18 protein-coding genes are annotated in these 21,163 nt (G+C 50.5%); 9 read left to right on the top strand and 9 right to left on the bottom strand.

The annotated features are described in order from the left end of the window. Nucleotides 1–220 precede the first annotated feature (220 nt). Complete coding sequence (locus DXC51_RS21430) at nucleotides 221–1,321, bottom strand: endonuclease/exonuclease/phosphatase family protein (RefSeq protein WP_021635460.1); 1,101 nt, start codon at nucleotides 1,319–1,321, stop codon at nucleotides 221–223. A 150-nt stretch (nucleotides 1,322–1,471) separates the two neighbouring features. Between DXC51_RS21430 and DXC51_RS21425 the strand changes: the two genes are divergently transcribed. From DXC51_RS21425 to DXC51_RS21415, 3 genes are read left to right on the top strand one after another with little or no spacing between them, the layout of a single operon-like run. Then, nucleotides 1,472–2,626 carry an NAD(P)-dependent malic enzyme gene (locus DXC51_RS21425; RefSeq protein WP_117545431.1) on the top strand — a complete coding sequence of 385 codons (1,155 nt, stop codon included), beginning with the start codon at nucleotides 1,472–1,474 and terminating at the stop codon, nucleotides 2,624–2,626. Nucleotides 2,627–2,630: 4 nt separating this feature from the next. Continuing rightward, the gene (locus DXC51_RS21420) at nucleotides 2,631–3,644 is read left to right on the top strand and encodes a tRNA modification radical SAM protein MnmL/YtqA (protein ID WP_117545380.1); all 1,014 of its coding nucleotides are present in this window, start codon (nucleotides 2,631–2,633) and stop codon (nucleotides 3,642–3,644) included. Continuing rightward, nucleotides 3,553–4,068, top strand: a complete 516-nt coding sequence (locus DXC51_RS21415; RefSeq protein WP_021635457.1) for a DUF4364 family protein — start codon at nucleotides 3,553–3,555, stop codon at nucleotides 4,066–4,068. The genes DXC51_RS21420 and DXC51_RS21415 overlap by 92 nt, the downstream gene beginning before the upstream one ends. Nucleotides 4,069–4,123: 55 nt before the next feature. Here the strand turns inward: DXC51_RS21415 and DXC51_RS21410 are convergent, their stop codons facing one another. Next, nucleotides 4,124–5,500, bottom strand: coding sequence for a replication-associated recombination protein A (locus tag DXC51_RS21410; protein WP_025490507.1), 1,377 nt, complete (start codon nucleotides 5,498–5,500; stop codon nucleotides 4,124–4,126). A 273-nt stretch (nucleotides 5,501–5,773) separates the two neighbouring features. Here DXC51_RS21410 and DXC51_RS21405 point away from each other — a divergent pair, with 273 nt between their 5' ends. Beyond that, on the top strand, nucleotides 5,774–5,983 hold the full coding sequence (locus DXC51_RS21405) for a hypothetical protein (protein WP_025490506.1): 210 nt from the start codon (nucleotides 5,774–5,776) through the stop codon (nucleotides 5,981–5,983). Between the two features lie 193 nt (nucleotides 5,984–6,176). Here DXC51_RS21405 and DXC51_RS21400 read toward each other — a convergent pair whose 3' ends face one another. From DXC51_RS21400 to DXC51_RS21385, 4 genes are all read right to left on the bottom strand, one after another. Beyond that, the gene (locus DXC51_RS21400; protein WP_025490505.1) at nucleotides 6,177–6,887 is read right to left on the bottom strand and encodes a polysaccharide deacetylase family protein; all 711 of its coding nucleotides are present in this window, start codon (nucleotides 6,885–6,887) and stop codon (nucleotides 6,177–6,179) included. A gap of 132 nt (nucleotides 6,888–7,019) precedes the next feature. Beyond that, complete coding sequence (locus DXC51_RS21395; protein WP_021635453.1) at nucleotides 7,020–7,961, bottom strand: 2-hydroxyacid dehydrogenase; 942 nt, start codon at nucleotides 7,959–7,961, stop codon at nucleotides 7,020–7,022. A gap of 223 nt (nucleotides 7,962–8,184) precedes the next feature. Continuing rightward, on the bottom strand, nucleotides 8,185–9,693 hold the full coding sequence (locus DXC51_RS21390; RefSeq protein WP_181970157.1) for an ASKHA domain-containing protein: 1,509 nt from the start codon (nucleotides 9,691–9,693) through the stop codon (nucleotides 8,185–8,187). Beyond that, complete coding sequence (locus tag DXC51_RS21385) at nucleotides 9,686–9,862, bottom strand: DUF4250 domain-containing protein (protein ID WP_021635451.1); 177 nt, start codon at nucleotides 9,860–9,862, stop codon at nucleotides 9,686–9,688. The genes DXC51_RS21390 and DXC51_RS21385 overlap by 8 nt, the downstream gene beginning before the upstream one ends. 1,081 nt (nucleotides 9,863–10,943) lie before the next feature. Between DXC51_RS21385 and DXC51_RS21375 the strand changes: the two genes are divergently transcribed. Both DXC51_RS21375 and DXC51_RS21370 read left to right on the top strand, forming a co-directional pair. Beyond that, nucleotides 10,944–12,083, top strand: coding sequence for a sodium ion-translocating decarboxylase subunit beta (locus tag DXC51_RS21375; RefSeq protein ID WP_117545377.1), 1,140 nt, complete (start codon nucleotides 10,944–10,946; stop codon nucleotides 12,081–12,083). Nucleotides 12,084–12,249: 166 nt separating this feature from the next. Further along, nucleotides 12,250–12,399, top strand: coding sequence for a hypothetical protein (locus DXC51_RS21370; RefSeq protein ID WP_117545376.1), 150 nt, complete (start codon nucleotides 12,250–12,252; stop codon nucleotides 12,397–12,399). A 278-nt stretch (nucleotides 12,400–12,677) separates the two neighbouring features. Here the strand turns inward: DXC51_RS21370 and clpB are convergent, their stop codons facing one another. Then, entirely contained in the window at nucleotides 12,678–15,278 is a 2,601-nt protein-coding gene (gene clpB, locus DXC51_RS21365; RefSeq protein ID WP_117545375.1) for an ATP-dependent chaperone ClpB, read from the bottom strand. A 240-nt stretch (nucleotides 15,279–15,518) separates the two neighbouring features. Between clpB and DXC51_RS21360 the strand changes: the two genes are divergently transcribed. Then, nucleotides 15,519–16,868 (top strand): MATE family efflux transporter, encoded by a 1,350-nt coding sequence (locus DXC51_RS21360; protein WP_117545374.1) that lies wholly within the window; start codon nucleotides 15,519–15,521, stop codon nucleotides 16,866–16,868. Between the two features lie 36 nt (nucleotides 16,869–16,904). Continuing rightward, nucleotides 16,905–17,435 carry a phosphatase PAP2 family protein gene (locus DXC51_RS21355; protein WP_021635444.1) on the top strand — a complete coding sequence of 177 codons (531 nt, stop codon included), beginning with the start codon at nucleotides 16,905–16,907 and terminating at the stop codon, nucleotides 17,433–17,435. 193 nt (nucleotides 17,436–17,628) lie between these two features. On the opposite strand, the gene DXC51_RS21350 is transcribed toward DXC51_RS21355, so the two are convergent. Then, entirely contained in the window at nucleotides 17,629–17,952 is a 324-nt protein-coding gene (locus DXC51_RS21350) for a hypothetical protein (protein WP_021635442.1), read from the bottom strand. A 389-nt stretch (nucleotides 17,953–18,341) separates the two neighbouring features. On the opposite strand from DXC51_RS21350, the gene DXC51_RS21345 reads away from it, so the two are divergent. Further along, nucleotides 18,342–19,094: a copper homeostasis protein CutC gene (locus tag DXC51_RS21345; RefSeq protein ID WP_021635440.1), complete on the top strand. Its 753-nt coding sequence runs from the start codon at nucleotides 18,342–18,344 to the stop codon at nucleotides 19,092–19,094. Nucleotides 19,095–19,251: 157 nt separating this feature from the next. Here the strand turns inward: DXC51_RS21345 and DXC51_RS21340 are convergent, their stop codons facing one another. Then, nucleotides 19,252–20,574, bottom strand: coding sequence for an alpha-amylase family glycosyl hydrolase (locus tag DXC51_RS21340; protein ID WP_021635439.1), 1,323 nt, complete (start codon nucleotides 20,572–20,574; stop codon nucleotides 19,252–19,254). Between the last annotated feature and the right edge of the window lie 589 nt (nucleotides 20,575–21,163).

Here is a 21,163-nt window from a genome sequence, read left to right as displayed (position 1 = left end):
CATAATAGTGGTTGATTGATTGCCGCTTGCGGCCTCTGTTTCTTTCAAACCATAGTATCTGCAAAATATTGAAATATATTTACCACACCGGTTCTTTCCTTATAAAAAGAGCCGTAATTTATCGCTTTTCTCCCTTCCCATCCGACAGCAGCCGCCGCATTCGTCCATTTTCATCCCCAGGGCGGCACATGCTAAACATGCCGCCCCGTTTCACCGCCGCCTACTTCAGGGAAAATACCATTCTCACCGGATCATGATCCGCATACAGATAACCTGTATGGATATTTTCATATTCCTTCAGTTCAATATTATCCGATATAATAAATCCATCCAGCGTCACCGTATAAGTCACGCCTTCCTCATAAGGCATATCCGCATTCCGGGCGCTGTCCGGAAGAGCCGCCTTTCCCGCTTCTCCCAGAAAATCCATGCTGAAGGAAAAGCCCTCCGGCAAATCGGATCTGGGGAACGGATACGCCCAGGACGCACGATCCTCCTCAGTATCCTCGGATGCCTTCAAATCGTGATTGAAATCCCCGCCGCATACCACATAATTCCCCTTCTCATATTCCGCCTGCATGTCCCCGCACAGCTTATTCACCTGTGCCTCCCGGATAGCATCGCTGTTGCCGTAAGCAGACATATGCAGGGAAAAAATAACCAGCTCTTTTCCATTGTCCGCAGGGATCCTGCTGATGGAATAGCATCTGTCCAGATCAAGGAACTTGCTGAAGGAGGTGGAAATGGGGAAACTCTTCCTTACAGCCGATGCAATTGGATATTTTGAATAAAAAGCGATTCCCGCCAGGCTTTTTCCATGAGGCTCCCAGGGCGGGACCATCAGAAACGCTGAATCATAATTGATGGCAAAATCCGAGTAATATCCGCCGAAATACTTATCCAGCAGCTCGTATTCATCCACATGGTAACTCCTTGTGGCTTTAAGATCCACCTCTTCAAAAATCATGAAGTCCGGATCATAGCCCGCCGCCAGCTCACCGGCGCCCGAAACTGTGGCAAGCACGCTTTCCTTACTGTCTGCAACTGAGGATTTCCCTCCGTCCATAAAAAAACTGTAGTCCGGCGTGTAAGCGCCAAAGCCGATATTGTAGGTGATAATTTCATAATCTGTACCAACGGAAACCGCACCGGTTGTATCCGCATTCTCCGGCGTCCTCACATCCAGCGTCAGGTCATCCGGAAGCCTGTGATAGCTTATCATCACGTACAGGACATAACCGATTATCACCAGAAGCAGCGCAGCCAGAATCCCCAGCAGTACACGCAGCCAGATCCGTTTCTTTTTCCCCTGTTTTCCCATTCTATACCTCCTGTCTCTTTCTGTCTTTTATCTTACTCCATCCTGACGGAAAACACAATCTTCCAGGTTCGCTATTGCGAATCGAAACCAAATATTATATGATACTTCTGTAGCGTTACCCTGCCGGAAAAACAAATGGGAGGAAAAATCATGACAACCAACGAAAAAGCACTGGAATTACATAAAGAATGGAATGGTAAAATAGAAACCGTTTCCAAAACACCCGTTAAATCAAGAGAGGCGCTGTCACTCGCCTATACCCCCGGCGTGGCGGAGCCATGCAAGGTGATAGCCAATGATAAGGAAGCCGCTTATACCTATACCATCAAGGCCAACACCATTGCCGTGGTTTCCGACGGCTCCGCGGTCCTGGGCCTTGGGAACATCGGCCCCTATGCCGCTATGCCCGTCATGGAAGGGAAGGCCGTCCTTTTTAAAGAATTCGGCGGCGTCAATGCCGTCCCCATCTGCCTTGACACACAGGACACGGAGGAAATCATCAAGGCGGTAACCTGGATGGCTCCCGGCTTCGGAGGAATCAACCTGGAAGATATCAGCGCTCCCCGCTGCTTTGAAATTGAGGAACGGCTGAAAGCCACCCTGGATATTCCTGTTTTCCATGACGATCAGCACGGAACAGCTATCGTGGTTCTCGCAGGAATCATCAACGCCCTGAAGGTTACCGGAAAGAAAAAGGAAGACTGCCGCATCGTGGTAAACGGCGCAGGCAGCGCAGGAATTGCCATCACCAGGCTGCTTCTGACCTATGGCTTCCCCAATATTATCATGTGCGATAAATCCGGCATCCTTTCCAGGGATACGAAGGATTTGAACTGGATGCAGGAAAAAATGATGGAGGTCACCAATCTTCAGGGAGAAAACGGCACTCTGGCCGACGCCATGAAAGGCGCTGACATCTTTATAGGTGTTTCTGCTCCCGGAATCGTAACCGCGGAAATGGTTTCTTCCATGAACAAGGATGCCATCCTTTTTGCCATGGCCAATCCGGTTCCCGAAATCATGCCTGATATTGCAAAAGCCGCGGGCGCAAAAGTCGTAGGCACAGGCCGGAGCGACTTCCCCAACCAGGTTAACAACGTGGTGGCCTTCCCCGGAATTTTCAAGGGCGCGCTGGAAGGCCGGGCCACACAGATTACGGAAGAAATGAAGCTGGCCGCCGCGCTCGCCATCGCATCCCTTGTGCCTGACGGGGAACTGAACGAAAACAATATCATGCCTGAAGCCTTTAATCCGAAGGTTGCGGAAGTGGTAGCCGAAGCTGTAAAATCACACATCCGGAAATAGGACTATGGATTATCATGGCAAGCCCTATTATTCCCTGGACGCCTGGTGTAAGAACACCTATGGTGAAAAATTATATAAAATAGCGCTGGATGCAGGTTTAACCTGCCCCAACCGGGATGGGACGCTGGATACCCGGGGCTGTATTTTCTGCAGCGCAGGCGGCAGCGGTGATTTTACTCCCGGAAGCGCCCTTTCCATCCCTGAACAGCTGACAGCCGGCAAACAGCTTCTTCGGGCCAAAAAGACAGGCAGCCGCTATATCGCTTATTTTCAGGCCTATACTAATACCTACGGACCTGTATCCTATCTGGATTCCGTTTACAGGCAGGCGCTTTCTGAACCGGATATTGCCGGCATCTCTATCGCAACAAGGCCGGATTGCCTTGGAAATGAAGTCATGGCGCTGCTGGAAGGCCTGAAAAGTGATTATCCGGACAAGTTCATCTGGATCGAACTGGGACTGCAGACCATCCATGAACAAACCGCACGGTATATCCGCAGAGGCTATGCGCTTTCCTGTTTCACCCATGCCTGTGACCGACTGCACGCCGCCAGGATTCCGGTTATCGTGCACGTAATCCTGGGTCTTCCCGGAGAAACAACGGAAATGGTCCTGGAAACCATCCGTTTCCTTAATGGGTGCGGGATTTTCGGAATCAAGCTGCAGCTTCTGCATATACTTGACAATACTGACCTGGCCGGTGAGTACCGCGCAGGTAAGGTGCAGGTGCTCACCCTGGATTCCTACCTTACCCTTTTAATAACATGCATTGCCGCCCTTTCGCCCGATATCGTCATCCACCGGGTAACCGGCGACGGCCCGAAAAGCCTTTTGATAGCTCCGGACTGGAGCCGTAACAAACGTAACGTATTGAATACGCTTCATCAGCGCATGAAGCTCTCCTCAATCAGACAAGGACAATGCTATGAATCAGGAACCTTTGACTCTTTACAAATTAATTGTACTGTACATGCTGGACAGGGTCACATTTCCCCTGACCACAGCGCAGATCAGTGAATTCGTCCTGGATAAGGAATACACCAATTTTCTGACCCTGCAGACAGCCATTTCCGAACTGATGGAAACCGGTCTGGCTGAATCCCGGACAATACTGAACAGGACACAGCTGCAGATCACCGACGAAGGGCGCGATACCCTACACTATTTTGAAAACCGGATCAGCGATGCCATCAAAAGCGACATTATCGATTATTTTAAAAATCATAAGCTGGAGCTGCGCAACGAATCCTCTATCCAGGGGAATTTTTACAAGCTGGTAAACGGGGAATTTGAAGCCCAGCTGGTGGCAAAGGACAAGGACGTGGATCTGGTGAACATCCGTATTTCCGTCCCTACCCAGGAGCTGGCAGCTTCCATCTGCGCCAACTGGCAGAAGAAAAACAAGGAAATTTACCAATACCTGACGGAACAGTTATTTTAATTATAAAAACCCTGGCATACACACAACAATACTGTGTATATGTCAGGGTTTTTTACTATCCTCTTTTCGGCACATCCCCGCCGTTATATTTTTCTTCCTCTTCCGGCAGCGCCGCTTCTTTTTTAATGCGCTTCATATGCTCTTTTATTTTCACTTCATAACCGTTTCCCGAAGGTTTGTAGAATTCTCTTCCGCTTAGTTCATAAGGCAGATACTGCTGTCTGACATAATTATTCGGATAATTATGAGCATATTTATAATCAAGTCCGTGTCCCAATTTTGCCGCTCCTTTATAATGGGCATCCTGCAGGTGCGGGGGCACCGGCAGATTTCCTGTTTCCTGGACACAACGCATGGCCGCGTCAATGGCGCACACCGCTGCGTTGCTTTTAGGCGCGCAGGCTACATAAGTCACCGCATTCGCCAGAATGATCTGGGCCTCCGGCATGCCTACCCGCTCCACCGCCAGCGATGCGCTCACAGCCACCTGAAGCGCCTGGGGATCCGCATTTCCCACATCCTCCGAGGCGCAAATCATGATACGGCGCGCAATGAAGGTGATACTTTCCCCGGCATAAAGCATTTTTGCCAGATAATAGACCGCAGCGTCCGGATCCGACCCCCGCATGCTTTTGATAAAGGCCGAAATCGTATCATAATGGTTGTCCCCAGTCTTATCATATTTCACCACACGCTTCTGAATGCATTCGCCCGCCACCTCCAGCGTTACGTGGATTTTTCCGTCCGCGGCCCGCGGCGTGGTCATAATCCCCAGCTCTATGGCATTCAGCGCATGCCTGGCATCCCCTCCCGCCACATCGGCAAGGAAATCCATGGCGTCCTCATCTATCTCCGCGTCGTAGGCGCCCATCCCCTTCTGCCTGTCATAGACAGCCCGCCGCAGAAGCTCCTTTATATCCTCCCTGGACAGAGGCTTTAATTCAAAAATAATGGAACGCGAAAGCAGAGCGCCGTTCACCTCAAAATACGGGTTCTCCGTGGTCGCGCCGATCAGAATTACGGTTCCGTCCTCCACGAACGGAAGAAGATAATCCTGCTGCCCTTTATTAAAACGATGGATTTCATCGATGAACAGGATCGTTTTTTTCCCATACATGCCCATGGTATCCTTCGCCTTGGCCACGACCTCCTCCATATCCTTTTTCCCGGCGACAGTTGCATTAATCTGGGTGAACTCCGCACTTGTGGTATTGGCGATCACCTTTGCCAGCGTGGTTTTCCCTGTTCCGGGCGGGCCGTAAAAAATGATGGAGCTGATTTTATCCGCCTGGATCGCGCGATAGAGCAGCTTGTCCTTTCCGATAATATGCTGCTGCCCCACCACCTCGTCCAGCGTTGTTGGCCGCAGCCTGGCCGCCAGCGGGGATTCCTTCTCCATACTGTTTTCTCTCATATAATCAAATAAATCCATTGTATTTTTCTCCTGATGCCGTACTTTTTTTGCGTCGGCTTCCTCTATTATAACGTCCCGCAACCGTGAAATCAATCAGCGCCGGCCAGGGATTTTAAAAAAAGACAGGCCTCGGCAGCGGTTCAGGCAGGTCTGCGCATTTACCGCACTGACCGCAAGAAAATGATTCAGGAATTCCCTCCATGTGCAGCCGCTGAAATACTGCCAAAGGACACACGCCGCATAATTTTATCCGCTCTCCATATACTAAAATCCAAAAGGAGGAAATATCCCATGAAAGATGAAGATTACAATATTCCCGAAGATCAGGACTACACCAGCGCCGTATCCGCCTATGACTGCACGGGTCTGATTCCCGCCGGCACCGTCCATGAAAAAACACTGGAAGCTTACCGTGAATTATATCCCTTCGGCGCGCCCGAAATGAGTGAAAAAGAAATGGAACAGATGAGAGAAAAGGATAAAAAAGAAAACCAGGACTGACAGTTTCATAACCATGACTGCCAGCTTCATAACCCGGATTTGCAGTATCGGAAGAAATACCAGGCTGCCCCTGAGGAAAAGCAATGCCGCCGCAGGCAGCTGCCCTGCCGCTTCAAACAGCTTCCTTTCCATCTCCTTACGATGGAAGCGGTCTGAGGCGGCGCTGTTTTTCCCATATCATTCCCGCAAAGCTTCAGTCAAACAAAATCTCGTCAACCGTCACGAATTCATATCCTTCCGCTTTCAGGATATCCACCACCTGAAGCGCTGCCGTCACCGTGGAATCATAGGAATCATGCATCAGGATTATGCTGTTTTCCTTCGTTCCCGCAAGCACGCTCCTCACGATTTTATCCACGTTTGTGGAGCACCAGTCCAGAGGGTCCACATCCCAGAGCACAGGAAACATGTTCAGCTCCTTTTCATATTTTTTATCCCAGGAACCGTAGGGCGGACGGATAAAGGAGGTTTCCTTTCCGGTCACCTCCTGGATAATATCGTTGGTTGAAATAATTTCTTTTTTAAAATCATCTGAATTTGCCGCAGTCAGCTGTACATGATGGAAGGTATGGTTTCCAATGAGATGACCGTCCTCGCTGGCTCTTTTTACAATTTCAGGATAGCTCTCCACGTTTTCCCCCGTCACAAAAAAAGTCACCTTCACATCTCTTTTTTTCAGGCCGTCCAAAAGCTGCGGCGTACATACCGGATGCGGGCCATCGTCAAAGGTCAGGGCCACCTTGCCCTTATATGGCGCTTCATCCTCATAGCCGGCGTCCGCCAGTGTATGGGAGGACCACGCTTCCTGCCTTGCGGCCCCGTTTTTCTCTCTTGCAAAATAGGACAAAGCCGCCGTAAAAAGTACTATCGTCAGGAACGCTATCCATCTTTTTCCCTTCAGCATGACACTGACCTCTGGTTTCCGCTTTCTTTCATACTATATGCAGCAGGACGGAAAATTATCATTCCTTCCTGGTACCGTGTGCAGGTTCGCGAAGCGAATACGCTGACCTGGCCTGCCGAACAGCGGTCCTTATTACATCACGTTCTGCGGCTTCCCGTCCAGATAGCATGCAATATTATCGAATACAATAACCGCCCTCTTATAAAGGGCCTCCTTTGTAGCAAAAGCCACATGAGGCGTGGCAAGCAGCCTGGGCGCTTTCAGAAGCGGATGATCCTCGCTGATGGGAGGCTCTGTTTCAAATACATCCACTGCCGCTCCGGCAATCCTTCCCTCTTCCAGGGCTGCCGCTAGCGCCTGGCTGTCCACCACCGGCCCTCTTGCCGTATTGACAAGAATCGCATTGGGCTTCATCAGACGAAGCTGCGCCTCCCCTATCAGCCCCTTTGTCTGTTCGGTCAGCGGTACATGGAGTGATACAATATCGCATTCCCGCAAAAGAGTATCCATATCCGTCATGGTGACGCCTTCTGTTTCTCTGGGGCTCCTGTTATAACCGTAAACCTCACATCCAAATGCCCTGGCAAGCTGCGCGGTCCTTGTCCCTATTGCGCCCATTCCAATGATGCCGAATTTTTTTCCTTCCAGCTCCTGTCCCACAAGCCCGGTCTTATCCTTTCCCTCACGGACAGCCTGATTGCACTCAATAATATACCGGTAAAGATTCAGCACCATGCCGAACACAAGCTCCGGCACCGCCGTATTGGAATATCCGGCGCAGTTGCTCACCAGGATTCCTCTTTCCCGGCAGTAATCCATAGCCACATGATCCACACCCGTAAAAGCCACGGAAATCATCTTCAGATTATCACAGTGCTCCAGCACCTCTTTTTTAAAGGGCAGATTGGAAAAAGCGAGAATATCCGCATCCTTCGCCCGTTCTATCAACGTTTCCGTATCCGTAACGCGGGTATCATAATATACGATTTCCACCTTTCCTTCCAGTTTTTCCTCTGCCAGCGCAAGAAGCTTCTCCTTTTCTACGCCGAGCGGTTCAATAATCACAAGTTTCATCTTTTTATCCTCCTGTTTTTATGGAGTAAAATGCGCGTCCTCTGAAAAGGAAATGATTTTACTCCTGATTTTAGTTTTGCGGAGCAAAATACAGGTTCCCTGACGGGCAGTTTTTTACTCCATTCATTTAACTGTCAACGCAAACGTATGTAACTGTGAAGATCCTGAACAGTCACACTCAGACATATACAATGTCTGATAATTCCCCGACGGAAAGCACCGGTTAAAAATTTAGCCGTTCCAGATATTTTTGCTCAAATCCCGGCAATTCTGCCAGATTCAGCACCTCGGCCCTGCGGCACATGGCTTCCGCTTTTTCCCGCAGGGATTCCTCCCCGCCATAAAGGCAGGCTCCCAAAAGCGAGGTATTCCCCACCGCAGTCACCCTTCCCGCCAGCTGCGGAGGGAATAAACCGATCCAGGCCGCCTTTTCCACATCCAGGAAATAACCGAAACCGCCGGCCAGAAAGACCTTGTCAATCCGGGAGGCATCCGTTCCCATAGCTTCCATCAGCAGCTCCACACCCGCGCATACCGCTGCTTTTGCCATCTGCAACCCGCGGATATCCTGCTGTGTAATACGCAGCTCTCCCTTCTGCCAGCCCGTATCAAAAAAAGGCTCTTTAAGCAGGCCTGTCTCATCAATCACACCGCCCTCCAGCATTTCTGCCAGCAATGCAATCATATCCGTTCCCGGCACATTAACTCCTGCGCCGCCTTCAAAAGCCGGGCCGGCCGCGGCCGCCGTACAGATGAGCCTGTCTCCTCTGCCGATTGCCATTTCCCCATTCGTCCCGAGATCAATAAACAATCTGCATTCCCCGTCTTCACACTCTGCAAAACCGCAGGCCAGAAGCCCCGCCGTAATATCTGCGCCCACAAAAGCCGATATTCCCGGCAATAAACGGATCTCCTGTCCCGAAACGCCGTCCTTCCCCTGCCTTCCGGGAAGACACATTTCCTGCAGGCATACCGGAGTAAAAGGATATCTTCCAAGCGTCCGCGTATCCAGCTCCATCAGCAGATGCTCCATCGAAGTATTTCCCGCCAGCCAGATACTCTCCGGCCTCCCGCCCAGTTCACCGCAAAGCTGTTCCACACCCTCTTCCAGGACATCTCTCACAGCCTCTGCCAGTTCTCCGGCCTCTCCCCTTTCCGCCGCCTGCAACCTGGAAATCACATCACTCCCCCACCTGCGCTGCGGATTCATACAGCTGTATTCCCCCAGGATACGCAGCCTTCCTCCCCGCTTCAGCTCCCGCAGGGAATCCGCTGCCACAGCCTGCATGGCCACCGTTGTCGTCCCCAGGTCAACTGCGATCAGATACTCTGCGCTACGGCCCGGCATCCCTCCATTCGCCGCGCTGCTGCATTTGGCGGCACCTGCACTGCCGTCCCTTATCCCGCCGCCATGAGTCGTAACCGCCTCCACCGCCCTGCTTTCCACGAACTCCACCCGCACAGTACAATCCCCCTGTACCCGGTGCATACACGCCAGCCGGTATCCTTGTCTCAGCTCCTCCGCCGAAAAAGCGATCCTGTCCGCCGCCACAGGCAGCAGCGCCCTCTGCCCCTCGAACAAAATCCGGCACCGCCCGCACGTCCCCTTCCCATTACAACACACCAAAGGGAACCCATGCATCTTCAAAAGACTGAGAAATCCTGCTCCCACAGGCGCTTCGATCACCCGCTCTTCCCCGTCCCGCCTTACCGTTATCCTCTTATCAGACAAACTGGTTTCTCTCCTCATCATAAACATAATCTATCTTCTTCAGTTTTTCCACAAGCCCGGCCTTATCCACGCCGCACTCCTCGCACAACGCATCCAGACTCCCATAAAAATCCCTGAGCTTCATATTCACAAAACTCAACAGCATCACCGGATCCTCAGGCATCACCATAACACTACCTCCATAATCATCCAAAAAATCAGCCGCAACCGCCTAATCCTTTCACAGCCCCAACATCCCCTGCACCATCACCCGCCCCGCAAATTCACCAGCAGGCGCCTCCCCTATTATAGGCAATCCCCGCCCTTCTTTCAAGAAACCCGGCTTATTTTCTTTTAATTCTTCTTAGCCCAGCCTGCTGCCACTAAATCTCTTTCCCCAAACAGCCAATTCCATCCCCGAACAATTCCTCCAATACTTATTCCTGCTACAAGGCGTGTGTCACTCTGCCCGGAGCTGGTTTTGTCCCCGGAGACGTCAGCGATGGTGATGCAGTTTCCCCCTGTCCATGGGACTGTCTGCCCAGCGTTCTGCTTTCCGGGAGGGATGGGGGCTATTTGCATGGGAGTCACACAAAAATGGTGACAATTTCTTACCTGGCCGGTTTACCGGTCCGATGTTCGCCCGAATGACGCTGTCTGACGAACGAAGAGAGGAGTTTTGCGTCATTCAACATCGGACCGGTAAACCGGCCGGGTTAGAAATTTCCCATTTTTGCGTCCGAACAAGCAAATAGCCCCCTTCCCTCCCGGAAAGCAGAACGCCGGGCAGACAGTCCTATGGACAGGGGGGAACTGCATCGCCGCCGCTGACGTCTCCGGGGACAAAACCAGCTCCGGGCAGAGCGACACACGCCACTCCCCCCCTGAATTCATGTATATATTTTGTTCATATTATGAAATGGACTTGACATAGCTTCTTTTTTGATGCTATTCTGAAGATAAGTTAAAGGGGAGTAGTATCCATGTACAATCAACATACCCTGATTCAGGCCGTCCGCATCACGGGAAACGCAGATTTACAGTACCGTATGCCGGGACAGGCAGGCTGAATCATGGTTGTACACTTTCTGTGAAGAAAGAACGAGACTTTTGGCGTACGCCGAAGGTCTCTTTTTTTATGGTTTTACAGGAATTTTCCCGGGCGGCGTTTTTGCTTTACCATTACTGTAAGAGCCTGACGCTTCCCGTAAAATGTACATGCCGCTGCAGCCCTGCAACATTTTACCACCACAAAGAAAGGATGAAAAAGTATGGAATTCATTTATGAAGGATTACTGTCCATCACCCCCCAGCAGGTAGTTATGTATCTTGTCGGCCTCCTGCTCATTTACCTCGCAATCAAAAAGGAGTACGAGCCTGCGCTGCTTCTGCCCATGGGCTTCGGCGCCATTCTCGTCAATCTTCCGCTGTCCGGCGTCATCAACCAGACCATGTCCGGCATCGGAGAGGTTAACGGCATCATTGAATGGCTGTTCAACGTAGGGATTGAGGCCTCCGAAGCGCTCCCGATTCTGCTGTTTATCGGTATCGGAGCCATGATTGACTTCGGTCCCCTTCTCTCCCAGCCCGTTATGTTCCTTTTCGGCGCTGCCGCCCAGTTTGGTATTTTCTTTGCCATCTGCGCCGCCGCACTGATGGGCTTTGATTTGAAGGATGCCGCATCCATAGGAATCATCGGCGCTGCCGACGGCCCCACCTCCATTCTGGTTTCCCAGGTTCTGGGTTCCAGGTATGTCGGCCCAATTGCCGTCGCCGCTTATTCTTACATGGCGCTGGTTCCCATTGTACAGCCCTTTGCCATCCGTCTGGTCACCACGAAAAAGGAAAGACGGATCCGCATGCCCGCCAAACCGGCCAGACCGGTTACAAAGACCACCAGGATCCTTTTCCCGATAATTGTTACCTTCCTGGTAGGACTGATTTCCCCCGCCTCCGTATCTTTGGTCGGTTTCCTGATGTTCGGCAACCTGCTCCGTGAATGCGGCGTCCTGGGAAATCTTTCCGATACCGCCCAGACCTCCCTTGCCAACCTGATTACCCTGCTTCTGGGAATCACCATTTCCTTCAGCATGAGAGCGGATGCCTTCGTACGCCTTGACACCCTGCTGATCATGGTGCTCGGCCTTGTGGCTTTCGTATTCGACACCATCGGCGGCGTTCTTTTTGCCAAGGTCCTGAACCTGTTCCGCAAGGAAAAAATCAATCCCATGATAGGCGCCGCCGGTATTTCGGCCTTCCCCATGTCCGCCAGAGTCGTACAGAAGATGGCCATGAAGGAGGATCCCGGCAATATACTTATCATGCAGGCGACCGGTGTCAATGTTTCCGGCCAGATTGCTTCCGTTATCGCGGGTGGCCTGGTTATCAGCCTGGTTTCCGCTTATCTGTAGGACGGACGATTTCAGCCTGGTTTCCGCCTGTCTGCAGGACGGACGATTTCAGCCTGGCTTCCGCCTGTTTGCAGGACGGACGATTTCAGCCCGGTTTCCTACCTGTTTGCAGGACAGGCGCTTTTAACCGCAGGTTAACTTACTGTTACGGAAAGGAGTATTTTTTATGTGGAATAATTTTTTAATTACCCTGTCCATCATGGGAAAGGGTATGGTTGGGATTTTCACCGTTATCATTATTATCAGCCTGGTCGTGGCTCTGATGGGCCGTCTTGGCGCCGGGAAAAAAGATGATGAGAATAAGGCTGAAAAATAGCATTGTATTTCAGCCGGCAAAATCATGTAACAATTCAGATAGCTGAACTTTCTGGAATGCAAGTTCGGTTCTGGAATACAAGTTCGGATTTAGCATCCATATTTTTTGAGCCATTACAAAATCCCCTCCGGTGTATATCTCACACCGAAGGGGATTTTATTTTCATTTAAAGTTTTACAGTCCGACGCCTTCATGGCTGGCGCAAAATCCAGTTCCCAGGACCGCCGCCGGCTGCCGGCCATTAACGATTGCCGAATTATGGGCCGATGCCCGCGCTGTTACATATTGGCGGGGACTTCCTTCCTGTGGGCTTCCAGACTGCCGTCCTTTACATCTATAAGGATGGTATCGCCCTCTCCCACTGCATCCTGCAGAATCAGCTTCGCGGAAAGCGTCTCTACATACTTCTGAATATATCTCTTCAGCGGCCTTGCGCCGTATGCCGGATCATATGCATTATCCACAACAAATTCCTCTGCCGCAGGGGTAAGTTCAATCGTCAGCTCCCTGTCGGAAAGACGTTTGTTCAAATCCCCGATAATCAGGCGGATTATGCCCCCGATATTATCTTTGGTAAGCGGCTTGAACAGTATGATTTCATCCAGACGGTTCAAGAACTCCGGCCTGAAATGAGCGCGCAGATCCGCCATTACATAATTTTCCGTTTCCTCCGTAATCTCGCCATCGTGGCTGATGCCCTCCAGCAGATAATTGGCTCCGATATTGGAAGTCATGATCAGGATGGTGTTTTTAAAGTCTACCGTCCTTCCCTGGGAATCCGTAATCCGGCCGTCGTCAAGCACCTGAAGCAGTACATTGAATACATCCGGATGGGCTTTCTCTATTTCATCAAACAGCACCACCGAGTAGGGCTTTCTTCTGACCGCTTCGGTCAGCTGTCCGCCTTCTTCATAGCCCACGTATCCGGGAGGCGCTCCGATCAGCCTGGACACGGAGTATTTCTCCATATATTCACTCATATCAATACGGACCATATTGTTTTCATCATCAAACAACGCCGCTGCAAGCGCCTTTGCAAGCTCTGTCTTACCTACGCCGGTAGGTCCCAGGAACAGGAAGGAGCCAATAGGCTTGGTAGGGTCTTTAATGCCGGCCTTGGAACGGATAATTGCCTCCGTCACCTTGGTAACGCCTTCATCCTGGCCAATCACCCTCTTATGAAGCTCCTCGTCCAGATGCAGCGTCTTGTTCCTCTCGCTCTCCGTCAGCTTGGAAATCGGTATTCCGGTCCACCGGGACACGATTCTGGCAATTTCATCCTCGCTTACACTTTCGTGTACCAGGGACAGATCTTCATTTTTAACCTTCTCTTCTTCCAGCTCCAGCTGTCTGCGCAGCTCCGGCAGCCGGCCGTAGCTCAGCTCCGCCGCTTTTTCCAGATCTCCCTCCCTCTGGGCGATTTCTATCTGGCTTTGGATGGCGTCTATCTGTTCACGCAGCTTCGACAGCTTCTCCACGCTTGCCTTTTCATTATCCCACTGGGCCTTTCTGTTCTGGAATTCCTCCTTCAGCTCCGCCAGTTCCTTCTGCAGGTCCGTAAGACGCTCCTGGCTCAGCCGATCCTCTTCTTTTTTCAGCGCAGCCTCTTCGATTTCCATCTGCATGATTTTACGCTGAAGTTCATCCAGCTCGGTAGGCATGGAATCCAGCTCCGTCTTAATCAGGGCACAGGCCTCATCCACCAGGTCAATGGCCTTATCCGGCAGGAAACGGTCAGAAATATATCTGTTGGACAGGATGGCGGCGCTTACCAGCGCGTTATCCATAATTTTCACGCCATGGAATACTTCATACCTCTCCTTCAGTCCGCGGAGGATGGAAATGGTGTCCTCCACCGTGGGTTCATCCACCATAACAGGCTGGAAACGGCGTTCCAGTGCCGCATCCTTTTCAATATACTGGCGGTACTCGTCCAGCGTGGTTGCGCCGATGCAGTGCAGCTCGCCCCTGGCCAGCATGGGCTTGAGCATATTTCCGGCATCCATGCTTCCTTCCGTCTTACCTGCCCCCACAATGGTATGCAGCTCATCTATGAAAAGTATAATCTGGCCTTCGCTGTTCTTCACGTCCTCAAGCACGGCCTTCAGACGCTCCTCAAACTCGCCTCTGTACTTCGCGCCCGCCACCAGCGCGCCCATATCCAGTGCGAAAATCTTCTTATCCTTCAGTCCCTGGGGCACATCGCCGCGCACAATTCTCTGGGCAAGGCCCTCCACAACAGCCGTCTTGCCCACGCCGGGTTCACCGATAAGGACCGGATTGTTCTTGCTCTTTCTGGAAAGGATACGGACAACGTTACGGATCTCCGCATCCCTGCCGATTACCGGATCAAGCTTCTGGTTCCTCGCTTTCTCCACCAGGTCCTCGCCGTACTTCTCCAGCGTATCATAGGTAGCCTCCGGATTGTCGCTGGTTACCCTCTGGTTGCCCCGCACTGTGGAAAGCGCCTGCAGAAACCGTTCCCTGGTAACGCCGTATTCGGTCCAGATAGCCTTGATTTCCTTATTGGGATGCTTGATCATGCTCAGGAAAAGATGCTCCACGGAAACATATTCGTCTCCCATCTGCCTTGCCTCATCCTCTGCGGAGGTAAGCACCTGATTCAGCTCCCTTCCCACATAAACCTGTCCGCCCTGCACCTTGACACGCTTGCTCACCGCGTTCTCCACCCGGTTAACAAAGTGCTCCTTCTGAATACCCATTTTCTCAATCAGCTTAAGTATCAGGCTGTCTTCTATGGTAAGGAGGCTGTAGAGCAGATGTTCTTCTTCTATTTCCTGGTTGCCGTATTCATAGGCCAGCTTCTGGCACCGTTCCACGGCTTCCATGGATTTCTGTGTAAATTTTGAAATATTCATACACATTGCCCTCCTGTATCTGCATTTGTTTTATTTGTTCTATTACTACTATAACAATAGTATGAACTGTTGTCAACACCTTTTTTTAATTAACGGTAACCAACTTCCGCAGGCACGATGTCCCCCCTTGTTTTCCCTCGAAAACAGAGGTACAATCTATAATATAATTATCCGTTCAGGGTAATTATGGAAATTTATAAATTTTTCTGAATATACATAAAAAAGGAAATCCCGCATATCATGAAGACAAAATCCTATGAAATCGACATGTGCAACGGTCCCCTAACCGGAAAATTACTGAAATTTGCCGTCCCTCTTATGTTTTCCGGCATCCTGCAGCTTTTATTCAACGCGGCCGATATTGTTGTTGTGGGCCGGTTTGCCGGCCATGAGGCTCTGGCCGCCGTAGGAAGCACAGGCTCCCTCATCAACCTGCTGGTAAACGTATTTATCGGCCTCTCCATCGGCACCAATGTCCTGGTTGCCAACTATATGGGCGCCAGACACGAAAAGGCGGTCAGCGAGACGGTCCATACCTCCGTCCTGCTCAGTCTCCTGTGCGGCACCTTTCTCATTTTCTTCGGCATCCTTCTTGCCAAACCGCTCCTGACCCTGATGGGAACTCCCGATAACGTCCTGGGGCAGGCAGCGCTGTATATGCGTATTTATTTTGTGGGAATGCCCGCCACCATGCTTTATAACTTCGGCGCCGCCATACTGCGCGCCACAGGGGATACCCAGAGACCCCTGTATTTTCTGTTTGCCGCCGGCGTCATCAATGTGGTTCTCAACCTGATTTTTGTCATCTGCTTCCATATGGGTGTTGCGGGCGTTGCAACAGCCACCGTTATTTCCCAGTGCGTTTCCGCACTGCTGGTGCTGCGCTGCCTGATTCATGAGACAGGATGCTTTAAGCTGTATCTGAATAAGCTCCATATTCATAAGGATAAGCTAATCCAGATGATACGGATCGGGCTGCCGGCCGGAATGCAGGGCGCTGTTTTTTCCATTTCAAACGTCCTGATCCAGTCCTCCATCAATTCCTTCGGCTCCATAGCCATGGCGGGAAGCACTGCCTCCAGTAATCTGGAAGGCTTCGTCTATACCTCAATGAACTCCTTCTACCAGGCTTCCCTGAGCTTTACCAGCCAGAACCTGGGCGCCGGGAAAAAAGAACGTATCAACAAAATCCTCATTACCTGTGAGCTGCTCGTCTTCACTGTCGGGCTGGTCATGGGCAATGCCGCCTACTTCCTGGGAGACAGGCTGCTGCATATTTATTCTTCCGATCCGGAGGTCATCCAATACGGCCTGATGCGTATGCAGGTCATCTGTACGGTGTATTTCCTGTGCGGCATGATGGATGTTCTTGTGGGAAGCCTGCGCGGTCTGAATTATTCCGTGCTCCCCATGATTGTATCGCTGGCCGGGGCCTGCGGACTGCGGATTGTCTGGATATTTACCATCTTCCAGTGGCACCGGAGCCTGTTTGTACTCTACCTGTCCTATCCGGTCACCTGGCTTGTAACCGCCATAGCCCATTTTATCTGTTTCATTGTTGTCAGGAAAAAAATAGAAAAAGAAAAATAACTGTACGGACGCCGGACAGTTACGAAAGGATAACCTATGAGCTGGGAAATTGATTTTTTAAACGCTGTACAGCATCTGCTGCGAAATGAATTTCTGGATGTGATTATGCCCTTTATTTCCGCTCTGGGAAATGCGGGTATTTTCTGGATCCTGCTTACCCTTGTGCTGCTTATTATCCCGAAAACGAGGAAAACAGGCCTTGCCTCCGCCATTGCCCTGCTGATTATGCTCGTAACCGGCAATATGATCATGAAGCCTCTGGTAGCAAGGCTGCGGCCCTTTACCGTAAATACGGCCATTGAGCTGCTGATACCGCCGCCGCTGGATTTTTCCTTCCCCTCAGGCCATACCTTTGCCTCTTTTGCTTCTGCAACTGCCATTATGAAAAACAACAGGCGTTTTGGCATACCGGCTTTGATCCTGGCGGCCTGTATCGCTTTCTCCCGCCTTTATCTGTATGTACACTATCCCACGGATGTATTTTTCGGCCTTATCTTTGGCGTCCTTGCAGGTCTTGCCGGCTGTTTCCTGGCCAACAGGCTGGCGCCCAGGCTGCATATTTCCTGACCGATTCAGGGCGGCGGATTTCCGTTGCCCTATAATTTTGCGCTGTCTCTTATTTCGGCCGGAAGCCAACGGAAAAGCCTGCCCGCCCTGTTGGCCGCAGGAAGAACCTTCCTATAAAATAATAAAAAAGCAGGATCTTCCATGTGGCGGAAAATCCTGCTTTCTTATTATTTTATTAGAATAACCGGCTGAATTATTCAGCTGCTGTTGTAGACTCTGTAGCTGTCTCAGTAGCTTCAGCTTCGGTAGAAGCAGTTTCAGTTGCTTCTGTGCTTGCTTCTTCAGTTGTAGCTTCTTCTGTTGTAGCTTCTACAGTAGCTTCGGTGGAAGCTGCTTCTGTGCTCTCTTCTACAGTAGACTCTACTTCAGAGCTTTCTGCTACGGAGCTTTCAACTACGGATTCAGTTGCTGCTACGGTAGATTCTGCAGGTGCTGCTGCATCGCTGGAACCACAAGCTACCATAAGAGCGGATGTCATAACTGCTGCTGTTAAAACTGCTACTAATTTTTTCTTCATAATTAATTCTCCTCCTAATCGAACGCTCAGCTGGATATCCGGCTGAATCTTTATTACGAAAATGAGAATAACATGTTTCTCTAAACTTGTAAATAGTTTTTATAAACTTTTTTAACAAATTATGAATTTCATAAGATTTTGTTCACAGTTCGTACACATTTATCGCAGTTTTCTCCATATTTATTCATATTTCCTTATTTTTCGCGGTTTTCAGGCAGCTGCAGCCGCAGTCAACGGCGGTTCCGCTGTGGAATTTATGTCCGTACTATGTTACACTTAGTGCAGATGCACCGGATTTACCCTGGTACAAAACACTGTATTTTCTTAAACTAACACAATGTTACTGTTCACGGTCAATGTACTGTATTAACTGATTTGGAGGGAATGCTATGTCTTCTTATTTACTGGAATGCTGCGTTGATTCCGCAGAATCCGCACTGCTGGCGGAAAAAGGCGGCGCCGACAGGCTTGAGCTTTGTTCCAACCTGATTATAGGCGGAACCACACCCACGCTGGCTCTTTACCGGCAGATCCGCAGGCACAGCAGCATACGGATCCATGCGCTGATACGTCCCCGTTTTGGCGATTTTCTTTATTCCCAGGAAGAATTCCAGATAATCCTGGAGGAAGTTAAACAGTTCCGCCAGGCAGGTGCGGAAGGTGTGGTTATCGGCTGCCTTACGCCTGAAGGAAGGCTGGATATGGAAGCCATGAAACAGCTGATGGAAGCGGCGGAGGGTATGTCCGTAACGCTTCACCGCGCTTTTGACATGTGCCGGGATCCGTTTGAGGCCCTGGAGCAGGCAAAGGCCCTGGGAATCAACACCATCCTCACTTCCGGCCAGGCTCCGTCCTGTCTGGAGGGCATTGAGCTTCTTAAGAAGCTTCAGGCGCAGGCCGGACCTGATCTCACAATTCTGGCCGGCGCAGGCATTAACGCCGGCGCCGTACGCACACTGCTGGAGCAGACCTCCCTGACAGCCTATCATATGTCCGGGAAACGGATTCTGGAAAGCGGAATGCAGTTTCGTAACCCCCGGGTATCCATGGGCCTGCCCGGCATGAGCGAGTATGAAATCTGGCAGACCGATGAAAACGCTGTACGCGCCGTGCGCCGTCTTTTGGACGAGGCCGCCCGGTAATCCCTGCACAGCCATGTACGGCGGCTGCGCCCTGCCGTACCGACATGGGTTATCTTTAAAAGGCTTTATAAAAAAACAGAAGCGCCGGAGCAGCCCTGCCCGGTACTTCTGTTTTTTTGATTCAATGTAACTGTTCTAAACCTCCGCGGCTGCTGCCTTACGCTTCGCACTTCCAGAAATACGCGCTGTAGGGCGCAAGCTGGCTTCCTCCGCCAAAATCGTGGTTTTCTCCTGAAATCAGATCCACCGCCATGCCGCAGCCCGCATCAAAGTGGGCCGTATATGGCTCGCTGTCCGCATTAATTGCCACAAGCACCCTTTCCCCGTCGGCAGCGCGTTCGAAAATACATTGCTTATTGGTAAGCACCACCGAACGGAATGCGCCGTAATTGAGCGCATGGGAGTTCTTTTTAGCCTCAGCCAGACGGCTGATGAATTCAGATAATTCATTTTCCACGGGCGCTTCGAAGCAGGCCCTCAGCGCCTGATCCCCTTCACTTTTATTTCCTTTGGCACCCCATTCACTTCCATAATATACACAGGGAATTCCCGGCATGCCGAACATCAGCGCATAGATCAACGGCAGATGCTTCTCATTGGACAGGATGCTGGCAATTCTCGTAACATCATGGTTATCTACAAAGGAAAGCAGATGCAGCCCTTTGTAAAGCGTCCAGTTTTCAGGACCGAACTGTCTTAACAATGAATGGACAATTTCAAACAGGTTCATGCTGTTAAAGCTGGAATACAGCCCCTTATAACACTCATAATTAGTGGAGGAATGCAGCATGCCGTCATTCACCAGCACCTTATAATCCCCGTGCAGCATCTCTCCCACAAGGAAGAAATCCTCCTTCAGCCCGTCGCAGAAGCTGCGCAGCCGTCTTACAAAATCGTGATCCAGGCAGTAAGCCACATCCAGACGGAGCCCGTCAATATCAAACTCCTCCACCCACAGCCTGATGCTTTCAAAAATATGGTTGATGACCTCTTCATTCCGCAGGTTCAGCTTTACCAGATCGTAGTTGCCTTCCCAGCCCTCATACCAGAGGCCGTCATTGTAATTGGAGTTTCCTCCAAGATTAATGTGGAACCAGTTAAGATAGGGCGAATTCTCCCTGTTCTTCAGCACATCCTGAAAGGCCCAGAAGCCTCTTCCCACATGGTTAAACACCCCGTCCAGAACCACGCGGATTCCTTCCTCATGAAGCCTGGAGCAAACCTCCTTAAAATCCTCATTCGTGCCAAGGCGGCGGTCCACCTTCCTGAAATCCCTTGTATTGTATCCATGGGTATCGGATTCAAACAGGGGGGAAAAATATATGGCATTTGCCCCCAGCTTTCTGATATGTCCGATCCAGTCAATCACCTTCCGTATTCCCGCAGTCTCCGGCGCCTGCTGCGTCCCGTCGTTTTCAAACGGCGCTCCGCAGAAGCCCAGAGGATATATCTGGTAAAAAACGCTTTCGTAAGCCCACATCGCTGTGTCCTCCTTTTTTCTTCTTTTCAGGGAAACCCGCAAAAATCTCCGCAATAAAAGTTTCCCGTGCAAGTATAACATATACCGGTCGCACTTTCCACTGCTTTCCTCACAGGTATTTTTCCACGTATCCGGTGATAATTTTCCACTTATCCAGATGTGTGGATAACATAAATTCACAGTATTTTCCACTCCTATAAAAAGGGGTTTTTTGTGGATAAGGCTTCTGAATTATCCACATTGATTTACATAACTGGAGTAACCACAGGGTCATTTTTACTCAATATCGACCATCATGTGAAAATGTGCATAAGTACCAAATTTCTTATTTATTCGACATTATCTGCATAAGAAATCCCCAGTTTCCACATAGTTATCCACAATTCATGGCACCATAAACAAGTTTTCCACAGGACATTTCCGAAAAAAATCGTCTCCGTTTTTGGTAATCCGCACATTCCACAATTTTATCCACATCAACATAATAATTCCCTGAAATTTTATCTTTTCACAAAGCAAATCCTGTGCTATACTGATTTCCTGCCGCCGGAAAAGCGGCTGAAAGCAACCCGGAAAAGATACCTGATAC

The organism is Eisenbergiella massiliensis, from assembly GCF_003435485.1.
The sequence above is the reverse complement of the archived record's forward strand: the minus strand, read 5'-3'. Positions and strand labels throughout refer to the sequence as shown.

Bases quoted from the DNA above. Each gene is read 5' to 3' on its own strand.
- DXC51_RS21430 (WP_021635460.1), bottom strand. From the start codon at position 1,321: ATGGGAAAACAGGGGAAAAAGAAACGGATCTGGCTGCGTGTACTGCTG.
- DXC51_RS21425 (WP_117545431.1), top strand. From the start codon at position 1,472: ATGACAACCAACGAAAAAGCACTGGAATTACATAAAGAATGGAATGGT.
- DXC51_RS21420 (WP_117545380.1), top strand. From the start codon at position 2,631: ATGGATTATCATGGCAAGCCCTATTATTCCCTGGACGCCTGGTGTAAG.
- DXC51_RS21415 (WP_021635457.1), top strand. From the start codon at position 3,553: ATGAATCAGGAACCTTTGACTCTTTACAAATTAATTGTACTGTACATG.
- DXC51_RS21410 (WP_025490507.1), bottom strand. From the start codon at position 5,500: ATGGATTTATTTGATTATATGAGAGAAAACAGTATGGAGAAGGAATCC.
- DXC51_RS21405 (WP_025490506.1), top strand. From the start codon at position 5,774: ATGAAAGATGAAGATTACAATATTCCCGAAGATCAGGACTACACCAGC.
- DXC51_RS21400 (WP_025490505.1), bottom strand. From the start codon at position 6,887: ATGCTGAAGGGAAAAAGATGGATAGCGTTCCTGACGATAGTACTTTTT.
- DXC51_RS21395 (WP_021635453.1), bottom strand. From the start codon at position 7,961: ATGAAACTTGTGATTATTGAACCGCTCGGCGTAGAAAAGGAGAAGCTT.
- DXC51_RS21385 (WP_021635451.1), bottom strand. From the start codon at position 9,862: ATGGTGATGCCTGAGGATCCGGTGATGCTGTTGAGTTTTGTGAATATG.
- DXC51_RS21375 (WP_117545377.1), top strand. From the start codon at position 10,944: ATGGAATTCATTTATGAAGGATTACTGTCCATCACCCCCCAGCAGGTA.
- DXC51_RS21370 (WP_117545376.1), top strand. From the start codon at position 12,250: ATGTGGAATAATTTTTTAATTACCCTGTCCATCATGGGAAAGGGTATG.
- clpB (WP_117545375.1), bottom strand. From the start codon at position 15,278: ATGAATATTTCAAAATTTACACAGAAATCCATGGAAGCCGTGGAACGG.
- DXC51_RS21360 (WP_117545374.1), top strand. From the start codon at position 15,519: ATGAAGACAAAATCCTATGAAATCGACATGTGCAACGGTCCCCTAACC.
- DXC51_RS21355 (WP_021635444.1), top strand. From the start codon at position 16,905: ATGAGCTGGGAAATTGATTTTTTAAACGCTGTACAGCATCTGCTGCGA.
- DXC51_RS21350 (WP_021635442.1), bottom strand. From the start codon at position 17,952: ATGAAGAAAAAATTAGTAGCAGTTTTAACAGCAGCAGTTATGACATCC.
- DXC51_RS21345 (WP_021635440.1), top strand. From the start codon at position 18,342: ATGTCTTCTTATTTACTGGAATGCTGCGTTGATTCCGCAGAATCCGCA.
- DXC51_RS21340 (WP_021635439.1), bottom strand. From the start codon at position 20,574: ATGTGGGCTTACGAAAGCGTTTTTTACCAGATATATCCTCTGGGCTTC.